Genomic DNA, 15,599 nt, shown 5'->3' on the forward strand with positions numbered 1-15,599 from the left:
AATATCGTGTCAAGACGTGTGACATGACAGGTCAAGCTGGTGCCGGTCCCGTCGAAAGGTGAACATGGACTTAGCGGTCGTCGGGTTCTCCTGTCGTGTGCCGGGTGCGTCCTCGCCGGAGGAGTTCTGGACACTGCTGCGCACCGGCGTGGACGTGGCGGGTCGCCCACTCGACGGCGTCGACCTCTTCGACGCGGCGTTCTTCGGCATCTCGCCCCGCGAGGCCGACGTCATGGATCCGCAGCAGCGGCTCGCGCTGGAACTCGCGTGGGAGGCGTTCGAGCACGCGGGAGTCCGTCCTGGTGGCCGGGCCGGTGTCTTCGTCGGCGCGATGTGGGACGACTACGCCGAACTGTGCGGTGACGCGGCCGGCCGGCACGCGGTCACCGGGCTGCGGCGCGGAATGATCGCGAACCGGATCTCGCACGTGCTGGGGTTGCGGGGACCCAGCACGACGATCGACACCGGTCAGTCGTCCTCCCTCGTCGCCGTGCACCAGGCGTGCCAGAGCCTGTGGTCGGGGGAGTCGGCGGTGGCGCTGGCAGGCGGGGTGAACCTCGTGCTCGCGCCGCACGACGAGGCGGCGTTCGGCACGCTCTCACCGGATGGTCGCTGCTTCACGTTCGATCACCGCGCCAACGGCTACGTGCGCGGTTCCGGCGGCGGGTTCGTCCTGCTGAAGCCACTCGCGGACGCGCTCGCCGACGGCGACCGGGTGCACTGCGTGGTGCGTGGAAGCGCGGTCAACCACGACGGCACCGCGGCGGGATTCACCGTCCCGTCCGCGGCCGCGCAAGAGGACGTCGTGCGCTCGGCCTGTGCACGGGCGGGCGTCCGTCCCGAGGACGTCGCCTACGTCGAGTTGCACGGCACCGGAACTCCGGTGGGCGACCCGGTGGAGGCCGCCGCGCTCGGCGCCGTGTTCGGGACGTCGCCGCGGCGCGTGGCCGTCGGATCCGTGAAGACGAACATCGGGCACCTGGAGAGCGCCGCGGGCGTGGCCGGGTTGCTCAAGACGGTCCTCGCGCTGGCACACGGGGAGATCCCGCCGAGTCTGAACTTCGAGCGCTCCGACCTGCCGCTGGAGTCCTACAACCTGAGCGTGCGGACAGCGCTCTCGCCGTGGCCGGACGGGCCGCGGGTGGCGGGGGTGAGCTCGTTCGGCCTGGGCGGCACCAACGCGCACGTGATTCTTGAAGCGTCCCCTGTGGATAACTCGGTTTCCGGCCCGGAACTGTCGGACCGGCGTGGGACGATTGGAGTGGGGACCTCGGTCCCCCCATGGGGGGTTCCGCTTGTTGTTTCGGCGAAGTCCCCGGCTTCGCTGTGCGCGCAGATCGAGCTCATCCGCGACGTGCGGGCCGATCCGCTCGACGTCGGTTACTCGCTGCTGACGACGCGGTCGTCGTTCGATCATCGGGCCGTCCTGCTCGACGGGGTCGAGATCGCGCGCGGGCGTGCGACGGACGGGCGGCTCGGTTTCCTGTTCTCCGGGCAGGGAACGCAGCACCGCGACATGGGCCGGCGGTTGTACGAGGCCTTCCCGGTGTTCGCCGCCGCCTACGACGAGGTGCTGCGTCACCTGCGGGTGCCGGATCTCGACCCGGTGGAGACCGGGTTCGCGCAACCCGCGTTGTTCGCTTTCCAGGTGGCGCTGTTCCGGCTGGCCGAGTCGTGGGGTCTGCGGCCCGACTTCGTGGCCGGCCACTCCGTCGGCGAGCTCGCGGCCGCGCACTGCGCGGGCGTGTGGTCGCTCGCGGACGCGGCCACCGTCGTGGCGGCGCGGGCACGACTCATGCAGGTGCTGCCGCCTGGCGTGATGTTCGCGCTGCGCGCGGATCCAGACGAGGTCACCGGCGTCGACATCGCGGCCGTCAACGGGCCGCGGTCGATCGTGATCGCCGGTGACGAGGAGACCGTGGCAGGCGTCGCCGCGCGGTTCGAACACCGCAGACTCGACGTGACGCGGGCGTTCCATTCGGCACACGTGGACGCGATGCTCGACGAGTTCCGTGTCGTGCTGAACGCGGTGACGTACGCCGAGCCGTCCATTCCGTTCGCCGGTAAGGACGTCCGTTCGCCGGAGTACTGGGTGCGTCAGGCGCGCGACACCGTGCGATTCGCCGACGATGTCGCCCACCTGCGATCAGCGGGTGTGACGCACTTCGCCGAGATCGGGCCGGACGGCGTGCTGTCCGCGCTGGTCGATGGTGCGGTTCCGTTGCTGCGCAAGGGACAGGACGAGTCGCGATCCGTCGTCCTCGGACTCGCGCGGCTGCACGTTGCCGGAGTCGGCGTGGACTGGTCGGAGTTCGTCCGCGGCGGGCGCCGGATCGAACTGCCGACGTACGCTTTCGACCGCCGCAGGCACTGGTTCGGCGAACGCGCCACCGCTCCCGCTCCGGTCATCGCGCGTGACCAGGCCGAGGTCGTGACGACGCAGGTCGCCCTCGTCCTCGGCCACGAACCATCCGATGTGGACATTCGCAGGACGTTCAAGGACCTCGGCTGCGACTCGGTCTCGATCGTGGAGCTGCGCAACGCCCTCTGTTCCGCGCTGGGACGTGACCTGCCCACGACGATCCTCTTCGACCGGCCGACGCCCGAAGCGCTCGTCCGTTTCCTCGACGGGGCGGACGACCAACCGGTGGCCGTCCCGGTGAACCCGAGCGAGCCGATCGCCATCGTGGCGATGAGCTGCCGCTATCCCGGTGGTGTCACGACGCCTGAAGAGCTGTGGCGACTCGTTGCTGAGGGCCGGGACGCGATCTCGGACTTCCCGCACGACCGGGGCTGGAGCGCGTCCGGGGCCGGCGGATTCCTCCACGACGCGGGAGAGTTCGACGCCGCGTTCTTCGGCATGTCGCCGCGGGAGGCGCTGGCGACCGACCCGCAACAGCGTCTCCTGCTGGAAACAGCATGGGAGGCCATCGAACGCGCCGGTATCGACGCCACGGCGCTGCGCGGGAGCGCGACCGGTGTTTTCGCCGGTATCAGCGGGCAGGACTACGCGACGGCGTCCACGGGCCGCCAGCTCACCGGAACGTCCACCTCGCTGGTGTCGGGGCGGGTGGCGTATGCGTTCGGGCTGCAGGGACCCGCGGTGACCGTCGACACGGCGTGCTCGTCGTCACTGGTAGCCGTGCACCTCGCCGCCCAGGCCCTGCGGTCGGGGGAGTGCTCGCTGGCGTTGGCCGGCGGCGTGACGGTGATGGCGACGCCGCGCATGTTCGCCGAGTTCTCCCGGCAGGGCGGGCTCGCGTCCGACGGGCGGTGCAAAGCGTTCTCGGCTGCCGCCGACGGGACCGGCTGGGCCGAGGGCGTCGGCGTGCTCCTGCTGGAGCGGTTGTCGGACGCACGGCGCAACGGGCATCCGGTGCTCGCGTTGCTGCGCGGTTCGGCGGTCAACTCCGACGGCGCCTCGAACGGGCTGACCGCGCCCAACGGGGTGGCCCAGCAGCGGGTGATCCGGTCCGCCCTCGCCTCGGCCGGTCTGTCCACTTCGGACGTTGATGTGGTGGAGGCGCACGGGACGGGTACGGCGCTGGGTGATCCGATCGAGGCCTCCGCACTGCTGGCCACTTACGGCCAAGATCGTTCTTCTCCGGTGTTGTTGGGTTCGGTGAAGTCGAACATCGGTCACACGCAGGCGGCGGCGGGTGTGGCCGGTGTGATCAAGATGGTCGAGGCCATGCGGCATGGTGTGGCGCCTGCGTCGTTGCACGTCTCTGAGCCGTCGCCGCACGTGGACTGGTCGGCGGGTGCGGTTTCGCTGGCTGTCGAGGCGGCGCCGTGGCCTTCGACGGGACGGCCGCGTCGTGCGGCGGTGTCGTCGTTCGGGATCAGCGGCACGAACGCACATGTGATTCTCGAAGATTGCCCTGTGGATAACTCCACTTCGGCCCAAGAACTGTCAGACCCCCATGAGACGCTTAAGAAGGGGGCCTCGCGTCCCCCGGCGGGGGGCCAGGCGGAATCGATTCCGCGGTTGGTGTCGGCCAAGTCCGAGCTTGCGCTGCGCGAATACGTCGAGTTGATCAAGCGGGTCGAGGCGGATCCCGTCGACGTGGCGCACACGCTGGCCCGCCGCACGACGTTCGACCATCGGGCGGTGCTCCTCGGTGAGGACCTGGTCATGGGGCGTGCGGCGGGCGGGACGCTCGCCGTCGTGTTCTCCGGGCAGGGCCTGCTGGACATCGGTCAGGTCGAGCTGTTCGAACGCCAGGTGGCGGAGTTCCGCGAACTGGAGGCGCTGGGCGTGCGGCCGGCCCACCTCATCGGACATTCGCTCGGCGAACTCGCCGTCGCGCATGTGTCGGGGGAGTGGAGCGAGGATCAGGCGCGGACGATCATCCGGGCGCGCGAACGACTCATGGAGCCGTTGGCCGGCGGCGTGATGGTGGTGGTGGAGGCGTCGGAAGCCGATGTCCTGCCGTTGCCGGACGGGGTCGCGCTCGCCGCGGTCAACGGCCCGAACTCGGTCGTGTTGTCCGGTGACGAGGCCGCGGTGGTGCGGGCCGCGCGACGCTGGCGGCACAAGCGGCTCACGACGCGGCACGCGTTCCACTCGCACCACATGGATCCGATGCTGGCCGAGTTCCGGCAGATCCTGCAACGAGCCGGTGTGCCGAGGCCGGAGCACTGGGTTCGGCACGTGCGGGACACCGTCCGGTTCCACGACCGCCTCACCGAGGCCAACCCGGACCACGTCATCGAGATCGGCTCCGGCAAGCCACTGCTGAAGCAGATCGCGAAGGCATGGGTGAACGGCGCGGACGTCGACTGGAACCTGCCCGGCCGCCTCGTCGACCTGCCCACCTACCCGTTCGAACGCGAGCGCTACTGGCAGGCCACCGCGCCGAGGCAGTCCGCCCACCCCGTTCTCGACGAGGGCACCGACATCGCGGGCGACGACACGACCGTGTTCAGCGGGGCGCTCTCCACCGCGGCGCAGCCGTGGCTCGCGGACCACGTGATCCTCGGTGAGCGGCTCGTTCCCGGAACGGCGTTGCTGGAACTGGCGCTGCACGCCGCCCGTGTCACCGGACACGCGAGGGTCGACGAGCTCGCGCTGCTCGCCCCGATGGCCTTGCCCGGTGACGACGTGCTCGAGCTCCAGGTGGTGGTGGACGGGGCAGCGATCGCAGTGCACGCCCGTCGTCGAGGTGAGCGGTGGACCAAGCACGCCGAAGGTGTGCTCGGCGACGCCTCAGCCGCCGGGACGACGTTCACTGTGCCGCCGGACGCCGAGGAAATCGACCTCGACGAGCTGTACGAACTGTTGCACGACAACGACTTCGTATACGGACACACCTTCCGCGGGCTCACCACGGCGTGGCGGCACGGTGACGACGTCTACGCCGCGATCACGCTTCCTGGTGAACCGGACGGTTTCGCGCTCCATCCCGCCTTGCTCGACGCTGCGCTGCATCCCGTGGTCGGCGGGCGCACCATTCCGTTCGCCTGGCGCGGTGTCACTCTGCAGACCCAACGTTCTGGCTCGTCGCTGCTCGTGCGTCTGGCACCCGCCGGATCCGACAGCTACGCCATGACGGCCGTGGACGACGCGGGCACGCCTGTGCTCACGGTCGACTCGCTCGTGCTGCGGCAGGCCGCGAAACCGAACGCGGGCGCGGTGTTCACAGTGGAGTGGACGACCACCACGGAGCCGGTCACGACACCGCGGTTGCCCGTGCTCGACCTCCGAGATCACGGTGAATCGGACGCGATCAGCCTGTGTACGCGAGTGCTCGGTGAAGTGCAGGCCGCGCAGGACGGTCTGGTCCTGGTGACTCACGGTGCGGTGGAAGCACGACCCGGCGACCCCGTGGATCCTTGCGCGAGCGCCGTGTGGGGACTCGTCCGGTCCGCGCAACGTGAGCATCCCGGCCGGTTCGTGCTGGTGGACACCGATGGACCCGTGCTGGTGCTGACGGGCGAGCCGGAGGTCGCGGTCCGCGCTGGTGCCGTGCTCGTCCCGGGACTCAAGCGAACCACGAGCTCCGCTGCCCACTGGCACACGGACGGCACGGTCCTCATCACGGGTGGAACGGGCGCAATCGGAACGGCGTTGGCACGTCACCTGGCTGCGCGGCACGGGGTGCGGCGCCTGGTGCTGGTGAACCGGGATGGTCCCGCCGATATGCCGGAGCTCGACGTCACGGTCGTTGCATGCGACGTGACGGACCGGCAGGCCGTCGCCGACCTGCTGGCGTCGATCACGGACCTGCGTGCGGTCGTGCACCTGGCGGGAGTGATCGACGACGGGCTGCTGGATTCGCTCACACCCGAGCGGCTCGCCGCCGCCATGCGCCCCAAGGTCGATGGGGCACGCCACCTGCACGAACTGACCGCGGGACTGGACGCGTTCGTCCTGTTCTCGTCGGTCACCGCGACGATCGGCAGCCCCGGTCAGGCCGCCTACACCGCGGCCAACGCCTACCTCGACGGGCTCGCCAGGCAACGTCGCGCCGCGGGACTGCCCGCCACGTCGCTCGCCTGGGGGTTGTGGGAGGAACGCGGCGGCATCACCGGCCACCTCACCGAGACCGACCTGCACCGGATGCGGCGCTCGGGCGTGGCCCCGCTGACGACCGAGGACGCGCTCGCGCTGTTCGATCGGGTGTCCACAACGGACTTCGCCGTTCCGATGCGCGTCGACCTGTCGGCTCTCGACGGTGGGCCGATGTGGCGCAACCTCGTCCGGCCACCCCGTGCGTCGGCAGGCGCACGAGAGTTGCGTGAGGTGGTGCGCGCCGAGACGACGGCGGTGCTGGGGCACCCGCGTCCGATCGACATGGACACGTCGTTCGCCGCGCTGGGCGCCGACTCGCTGGCCGCGCTGGAGCTGCGGAACCGGATCAACCAGCTCACCGGACTGCGGCTCTCCGCGACCGCGCTGTTCGATCACCCGACGCCCGCCGCACTCGTGCGGCATCTCCAGAGCACAGCACCGAAACCCGCTGTCGTCCGGGCGGCCGCCGTGGACGAGCCGATCGCGATCGTGGCGATGAGCTGCCGTTATCCGGGCGGTGTCACGACGCCCGATGAGCTGTGGCGGCTAGTCGCCGAAGGCCGGGATGCGATCTCGGAGTTCCCGGACGACCGCGGGTGGGACACGGACCGCCTCTACGATCCCGACCCCGACGCGACTGGGAAGTCCAGCACCCGTCACGGCGGGTTCCTGCACGACGCGGCCTACTTCGACGCCGGGCTGTTCGACATCTCTCCGCGCGAGGCCGCGGCAATGGACCCGCAGCAACGCCTGCTGCTCGAAGCGTCGTGGGAGGTGCTCGAACGGGCGGGCATCGCGCCGACCTCGTTGCGTGGCAGCCACACCGGCGTGTTCGCCGGCCTCATGTACCACGACTACGCGGCCCGTTGGCAACGCGCGCCCCACGGCTACGAGGGCGCGGTGCTGACGGGCAACACAGGCAGCGTGCTGTCCGGCCGCATCGCCTACACGTTCGGCTTCCAGGGACCAGCCCTCACCGTCGACACGGCGTGTTCGTCGTCGTTGGTGGCGTTGCACCTGGCGGTGTCGGCGTTGCGCTCAGGGGAGTGCTCGCTGGCGTTGGCCGGTGGCGTCACCGTGATGTCGACGCCCAGCACGTTCGTCGAGTTCTCCCGCCAACGCGGGCTCGCGCCTGACGGGCGCTGCAAGTCGTTCTCGGCTGCCGCGGACGGCACGGGCTGGGCCGAGGGTGTCGGCGTGCTGCTCGTCGAACGGCTATCCGATGCCCGCCGGAACGGCCATCCGGTGTTGGCGCTGGTGCGCGGCACCGCCGTGAACTCGGATGGTGCGTCGAACGGGTTGACGGCGCCGAATGGTCCGTCGCAGGAGCGGGTGATCCGTGCGGCGCTGTCCGTGGCTGGTCTGTCCACTTCGGACGTCGATGTGGTGGAGGCGCACGGGACGGGGACGAGGCTCGGTGATCCGATCGAGGCTTCCGCTGTGCTGGCGACGTATGGCCAGGGTCGTTCGACGCCGGTGTTGCTGGGGTCGGTGAAGTCGAACATCGGTCATACGCAGGCGGCGGCGGGTGTGGCTGGCGTGATCAAGATGGTTGAGGCGATGCGGCATGGCGTGGTGCCGGCGTCGTTGCACCTGGATGAGCCGTCGCCGCATGTGGACTGGCAGTCGGGTGCGGTTTCGCTCGCCACTGAAACCATCCCGTGGCCCTCGTTCGACCGTCCGCGTCGCGCGGCGGTGTCGTCGTTCGGGATCAGTGGCACGAACGCGCACGTGATTCTTGAAGAGTGCCCTGTGGATAACTCCATTTCGGGCCCGAAACTGTCAGATCCCCGTGAGACGCTTAAGAAGGGGGCTTCGCGTCCCCCGGCGGGGGGCCAGGCGGAATCGATTCCGTGGTTGGTGTCGGCGAAGTCCGAGTTCGCGCTGCGCGAATACGTCGAGCTGATCAAGCAGGTCGACGCGGATCCCGTCGACGTCGCGCACTCGCTGGTGACGACCCGCGCGGAGCTCGATCACCGCGCCGTGCTCATCGGCGACCAGGTGATCGGTGGGGTGGCGAAGCACGACCGGGTGGTGTTCGTGTTCCCCGGTCAGGGTTCGCAGTGGGCCGGGATGGCGTCGGAGCTCATGGCGGTGTCGCCGGTGTTCGCGGGTCGGATGGCCGAGTGCGCCGAGGCTCTGGCGCCGTATGTGGAACTCGACCTCGCCGAACTCGAGCGTGTCGACGTCGTCCAGCCGGCGTTGTGGGCGGTGATGGTGTCGCTGGCGGAGCTGTGGCGTTCGTATGGCGTTGAGCCTGATGGTGTGGTGGGGCATTCGCAGGGCGAGATCGCGGCCGCGGTGGTGGCGGGGGCGTTGTCGCTGGAGGACGGCGCAAAGGTCGTCGCGTTGCGGAGCCGGGCGTTGCGGCGGTTGAGCGGCCGGGGTGGCATGGTCGCGGTGCGGGAGCTTCCGGCAGACCCTCGGGTGTCGTTGGCGGCGATCAACGGCCCGGACGCCTATGTCGTGTCGGGTGACCTCGACGCGATCGAGGGCCTGGACGGCAAGCGACTTCCGGTCGACTACGCGTCTCACTCGCCACACGTGGAGGAGATCCGGGACGAGCTGCTGGAGGCCCTTGCGGACATCGAGCCGCGGGAGCCGTTGATCCCGTTCCACTCGACGTGCGGCGGCGGTCCGCTCGACGCCGAGTACTGGTACCGCAACCTCCGCGACACCGTGCGCTATGACGCGGTGGTGCGTGAGCTCGACGACTTGCTCTTGCTGGAAGTCAGCCCGCATCCGGTGCTGATGACCGGGTTCGGCACATTGCGGCGTGACGATGGTGGGCTGGACCGGTTCCACCGCAGTGCCGCCGAACTCTGGGTGCGCGGCATCGGGGTGCGCTGGCCGCTGCCGGGCAAGCGGGTCGACCTGCCCACCTACCCGTTCCAACGCGAACGCTACTGGCTCGACGCCACGACGGCCCCCGGCGGCGTCGATCACCCGTTGTTCGACGGTGAGGTCGATCTGCCCAACGGTGCTGTGTTCACGACGACGCTCTCCACCCGCACCCACCCGTGGCTCGCCGATCACGCCGTACACGGCATCCCCGTGCTGCCAGGCACCGCCCTGCTCGAGATGGTGCGGCACGTCGGCGGCGATCACATCGCCGACCTCACGATCACCGCACCGGTGGTACTGGACGCCGAACTCCGGGTGTCGGTCGACGGAGACAACGTGACGGTCCACTCGCGACAGAAGGACCAGGACTGGGTCGCGAACGCCACCGCTGTGCTGGGCAGCGGCACGGCACAGCCTGGGACGTGGCGGACCACTGGGGAACCGGTCGGGGGCGACTGGTACACGACGCTCGCCGACGCGGGCTACGAGTACGGACCGTCGTTCCAGCTCCTGCGCACGCTGCGACGGGACGGCGACGAGGTGTTCGCCGAAGTCGGACCGGTTGGGGACACTGGCTTCGGGCTGCACCCGGCGTTGCTCGACGCCGCACTGCACGCAATAGTCCTCTGTGGACTGTCGGACGGCGTTCCGTTCACCTGGTCCGGCGTTCGAGTTCATCGGACCGGTGCGGAGAACCTGCGGGTGCGCCTTGCCCGAACCGGTGAGAGCGCCGTGACGTTGACCGCATGGGACGACACCGGGCAACTCGTGCTGACCGTCGAGTCCCTCTCGCTGCGGCCCGTTACCGGACTCGGAGATGTGCGGCGGCATCTGCACCGGGTCGACCTGGTCGAGGTCGCAGGCCCCCATCCCGAGGTCGTGGAAGTGTGGCGTTGCCCTTCCGAGGACGCGTGCTCCGCGACTTTGATCCGGCTGCAGGAGGCGATCGCCGCCGACGAACCGCTTGTCGTCGTGATCGAGGACCAGAACATCTCGACCGCGGCCGCGCGTGGGCTCGTGCGGTCGGCGCAGACCGAGCATCCCGGCCGGTTCGTGCTCGTCGACACCGACGGGCCCGTGCTGGTGCCGCCGGACGAGCCGGAGGTCGTGGTCCGTGACGGCGCGGTGCTCGTTCCGCGACTCGCCAAGGCCGGGACCAGGTCGGCGAGGACGACGTTCACTCCGGACGACAGTGTGCTGATCACCGGCGGGACCGGCGCGCTCGGGGCCGCGCTGGCCCGTCACCTCGCGCGGCGGCACGGCGTTCGTGACCTCGTGCTCGCCAGCCGGACCGGCACCGCCCCCGACCTCGTCGCCGAGCTCGCCGCGCTGGGCGTCTCCGCGACGGTCGTGGCGTGTGATGTCGCGGAACGCGACGACGTGGCGAGGCTGCTGGCCGAGCACCGCGTGACGGCCGTCGTGCACGCGGCCGGCGTGCTGGACGACGGCGTCATCGAGGCGCTCACCCCGGAACGGGTCGACGCGGTGCTGAGGCCGAAGGCCGACGGCGCACGGCACCTGCACGAGCTGACCGGCGACCTGACCGCGTTCGTGCTGTTCTCCTCGGCGGCGGGAATCCTCGGCACCGCCGGCCAAGGCGCCTACGCCGCCGCGAACGCCGCACTCGACGAGCTGGCGCGCCACCGCAGGCGCCTGGGGTTGCCCGCGGTGTCGCTCGCGTGGGGGTTGTGGAGCGAGCGCGGCGCGATGACTTCCGCGCTCGACGACTCGGCGTTGCGGCGACTTCGCGGACAGGGAGTCGCGCAGCTGTCCACAGAGGACGGTCTGGAGCTCTTCGACCTGGCGTTGTCGGGTGATGACCCCGTGGTGGTCCCGTTGTACGCCGATCTCGGCGCGCTGCGCCGGTCCACGCCGGCGATCTGGCGCGGGCTGGTGCGCGGACGCGTGACGGCGCGCTCAGCGGTCCGCACGCTCGAAGACTGGCAGCGGGTCGTGGCGGCCGAGGTCGCGGCGGTCCTCGGGCATGCTTCCGCTGAGGCGGTCGATCCGAGGAAGGCCTTCCGGTCGCTCGGGTTCGACTCCTTGATGTCGGTCGAGCTGCGCAACCGGCTCGGTGAGATCACCGGAACTAGGCTTCCGGCCACGCTCGTCTTCGACCACCCCACAGCGGACGACGTCGCCCGGTTCCTCGCCGGCCGGACGCGCGAGGAAGGGCAGGCGGTCGTCGCGACTACGGACGAGCCGATCGCCATCATCTCGATGAGCTGCCGTTATCCCGGTGGTGTCCGTACGCCGGAAGATCTGTGGCGCCTGGCGTACGACGGCGTCGACGCGATCTCGGGGTTCCCAGCCGACCGCGGCTGGACCATCTCCGGTCGCGGCGGGTTTCTGCACGACGCCGCACTGTTCGACGCCGAGTTCTTCGGTGTCTCGCAACGGGAAGCGCTCGCCATGGACCCGCAGCAGCGACTCCTGCTGGAGACGTCGTGGGAGCTGTTCGACCGGGCCGGTTTGGACGTGCACTCGCTGAAAGGCAGCAAGACCGGTGTGTTCGTGGGCGTCATGCACCACGACTACGAAGCGCGGCTGCAGAACATCCCGGAAGGCTTCGAAGGGTACATCGGCAACGGCAACACGGGCGGCGCCGCGTCCGGCCGGATCGCTTACACGTTCGGGTTCGAGGGCCCCGCGCTGACGGTGGACACGGCGTGTTCGTCGTCGTTGGTGGCGTTGCACCTGGCGGTGTCGGCGTTGCGGTCGGGGGAGTGTTCTCTGGCGCTGGCCGGTGGCGCGACGGTGATGGCGACGCCGAACCTGCTCGTCGAGTTCGCCGCGCAACGCGGTCTGGCCGCCGATGGCCGGTGCAAGTCGTTCTCCGCCGCCGCTGACGGAACGGGTTTCGCCGAGGGCGCCGGCATGCTGCTGCTCGCCCGATTGTCGGATGCGCGCCGGCTGGGGCATCCGGTGCTGGCGGTGGTGCGGGGTTCGGCGGTGAACTCGGATGGTGCGTCGAACGGGTTGACGGCGCCGAATGGTCCGTCGCAGGAGCGGGTGATCCGTGCGGCTTTGTCGGCTGCCAGCCTGTCCACTTCGGACGTTGATGTGGTGGAGGCGCACGGTACAGGGACGACGCTCGGTGACCCCATCGAGGCGGCTGCCCTGCTCGCGACCTATGGCCGGGATCGTTCAACGCCGGTGTTGCTGGGGTCGATCAAGTCGAACATTGGACATGCGCAGGCGGCTGCGGGTGTGGCGGGTGTGATCAAGATGGTCGAGGCGATCCGCCGCGCCAAGGTTCCGGCGTCGTTGCACGTCTCGGAGCCGTCGCCGCACGTCGATTGGTCGGCCGGTGCGCTCGAGCTGGCGACCTCGACCCAGGATTGGCCTTCGACCGATCGGCTGCGTCGTGCGGCGGTGTCGTCGTTCGGCATCTCGGGCACGAACGCGCACGTGATTCTTGAAGAGTCGCCTGTGGATAACTCCATTTCGGGCCCGGAACTGTCGGACCCTCGTGAGACGCTTAAGAAGGGGACCTCGCGGCCCCCGGCGGGGGGCCAGGCGGAATCGATTCCGTGGTTGGTGTCGGCCAAGTCCGAGTTCGCGCTGCGCGAATACGTCGAGCTGATCAAGGCGGTGGACGCCGACCCGGCCGATGTCGCTGCCACGCTCGCGAGGCGCACCGCGCTCGACCACCGCGCGGTGCTGCTCGGCGACGAGACGATCACCGGACAGACGCGGCCGGGGCACGTGGTGTTCGTGTTCCCCGGTCAGGGTTCGCAGTGGGCCGGGATGGCGTCGGAGCTGATGGTCGTGCCCGCGTTCGCCCGCCGGATGGCCGAGTGCGCCGAAGCCCTGAAGCCCTATCTGGAGCTCGACCTCGCCGAACTCGAGCGGGTCGACGTCGTCCAGCCGGCGTTGTGGGCGGTGATGGTGTCGCTGGCCGAGCTGTGGCGTTCGTATGGCGTTGAGCCTGATGGTGTGGTGGGGCATTCGCAGGGCGAGATCGCGGCCGCGGTGGTGGCGGGTGCGCTGTCGCTGGAGGACGGCGCGAGGATCGTGGCGTTGCGGAGCCGGGCGTTGCGGCGGTTGAGCGGCCGGGGTGGCATGGTCGCGGTGCGGGAGGTTCCGGCAGATCCTCGGGTGTCGTTGGCGGCGATCAACGGTCCTGACGCCTATGTCGTGTCGGGTGATCTCGACGCGATCGAGGGCCTGGACGGCAAACGGCTTCCGGTTGACTACGCCTCGCACTCGCCTCAGGTAGAGGAGATCCGCGACGAGCTCTTGGACGCGCTGCGGGACGTCGAGCCGCGAGAGCCGTTGATCCCGTTCCACTCGACGTGTGGTGGCGGTCCGCTCGACGCCGAGTACTGGTACCGCAACCTCCGGGACACAGTGCGGTTCCACCCGGTGGTGGAAGAGCTCGGTGATCAGGTTTTCCTCGAGGTCAGCCCGCATCCGGTGCTGATGACCGGGTTCGGCACGTTGCGGCGTGGCGATGGTGGGCTGGATCGGTTCCACCGCAGTGCCGCCGAACTGTGGGTGCGCGGTGTCCCGGTGCGGTGGCCGTCGCAAGGCAGGCGGATCGACCTGCCCACCTACCCGTTCCAACGGCAACGCTACTGGCTCGACGCGCCCCGGACCTCGGATGACGAGGACTTCTGGCAGGCGGTCGAAAGCGGCAGCCCGGACGAGCTCGCCGAGGTACTGGGCATCGCGAACGAGCTCGCGGCCGCGGTGCTGCCCGCGCTGTCCGCCAGGCGGGGCCGCGACGACGTCGACGAGTGGCGCCACGAGGTCGTGTGGCGTCCGGCGACCGGAAACGATTCGCCGCCCGCGGGACGGTGGTCGTTCGTCGCCGCGGACGGTGATCCGGATGCCGATGCGGTGCTGGAAGCGCTGCAGCGCAAGGGAATGTCGGTCGGGCGCGACTTCGGTGATCCGCCTGCGGGCATTGTCGCACTGGTACCTGGGGACGACGAACCATCGGCGGCGACTCTCACGAGGGTCCTCGATGTGGCGCGATCCAGCGACGTCCCGCTGTGGTGCATCACCCGCGGCGCCATGCGCGTGGTGGAAACCGACCGGGTCGAACGGCCCGCGCAGGCGCTCGTGTGGGGCCTGGGTCCGGTGCTGCGCCGGGAACTGGGTTCGCGCTGGGGTGGTCTTATCGATCTTCCGTCCGAAGTGGACCGCAGGGTGCTCGACCGGATCACGTTCGGAGCCGAGGAGGTCGCGGTGCGGCTTGAAGGCGTGTTCGTGCGGCGCCTGGTGAAGGCCACCCCACGTCCGCGGCGGCGGGCGTGGCGGCCGACCGGCACTACGGTGATCACCGGCGGCACCGGCGCGCTCGGCTCACACGTGGCGCGATGGCTCGCCGGCCAGGGTGCCGAGCACCTCGTCCTGCTCAGCAGGCGGGGACCCGACGCGCCCGGCGCGGCGAGACTCCTGGACGACCTGACCTCCAATGGCACCAGGGTGACGCTGCTCGCGTGCGACGTGGCCGACCGGGACGCACTCGCGGCCGTGGTCGCCGAACACCCGCCCAACGCGGTGTTCCACACCGCCGCGATGCTCGACGACGCGCTGGCGGAATCGTTGACCGCGGAGCAGATCGACCGTGCACTGCGGGTCAAGGCACTCGCGGCTCACCACCTGCACGAGCTGTCGCCGGATCTGGACGCGTTCGTGCTGTTCTCCTCGCTCGGAGGTGTCGCGGGTGACATCGGTCAGGCCGGATACGCACCAGGCAACGCCTACCTCGACGCGCTGGCGCACCACCGCCGAGGGCAGGGTCTGAGCGCCACGTCGATCGGCTGGGGGCACTGGGCGGGCGGCGGCATCGGTGGGGGCGTCGTCGAGCAGTGGATGGCGCGCAACGGCATGACGCCGATGCCCGTCGAACGGGCACTGAGTGCGTTGCAGCGGGCATTGGACCGCGACGAGACGCATGTGCTCGTGGTCGACATCAACTGGGAGAAGTTCGGTCATCGCGACGCCAGATCGTTGTCGGAGCTGGTCAGCGCGGCACCGCAGGGACCGCCGTTGCTCGAGCTGCCTCCGGCGGCGCGGGAAGCGCGCGTGCTCGACGTCGTGCGGCGTCACCTGCCTGATCCGTCGGCCGACGTGCGGCTTCCGTTCCGCGAGCTCGGCTTGGACTCCGTCGCCTCGCTGGACCTGCGCGCCCGGCTGACCGAGGCCACCGGTGTGCCGTTGCCCGCTGGGCTGGTGTTCGACTTCCCGACCCCGCTCGCACTCGCACAGCACGTCACGGCTCTGCTCG

The 15,599-nt window shown here is 70.0% G+C and carries 1 pseudogene; it reads left to right on the plus strand.

The window, feature by feature from the left end:
* Positions 1-103: 103 nt before the first annotated feature.
* Positions 104-15,526, plus strand: a pseudogene (locus QSK35_RS00695) (SDR family NAD(P)-dependent oxidoreductase); the annotation flags it as partial.
* Positions 15,527-15,599: the final 73 nt, after the last annotated feature.

Origin of the sequence: Lentzea sp. NBRC 105346 (assembly GCF_030269605.1) — a bacterium.
Taxonomy (GTDB): domain Bacteria; phylum Actinomycetota; class Actinomycetes; order Mycobacteriales; family Pseudonocardiaceae; genus Lentzea.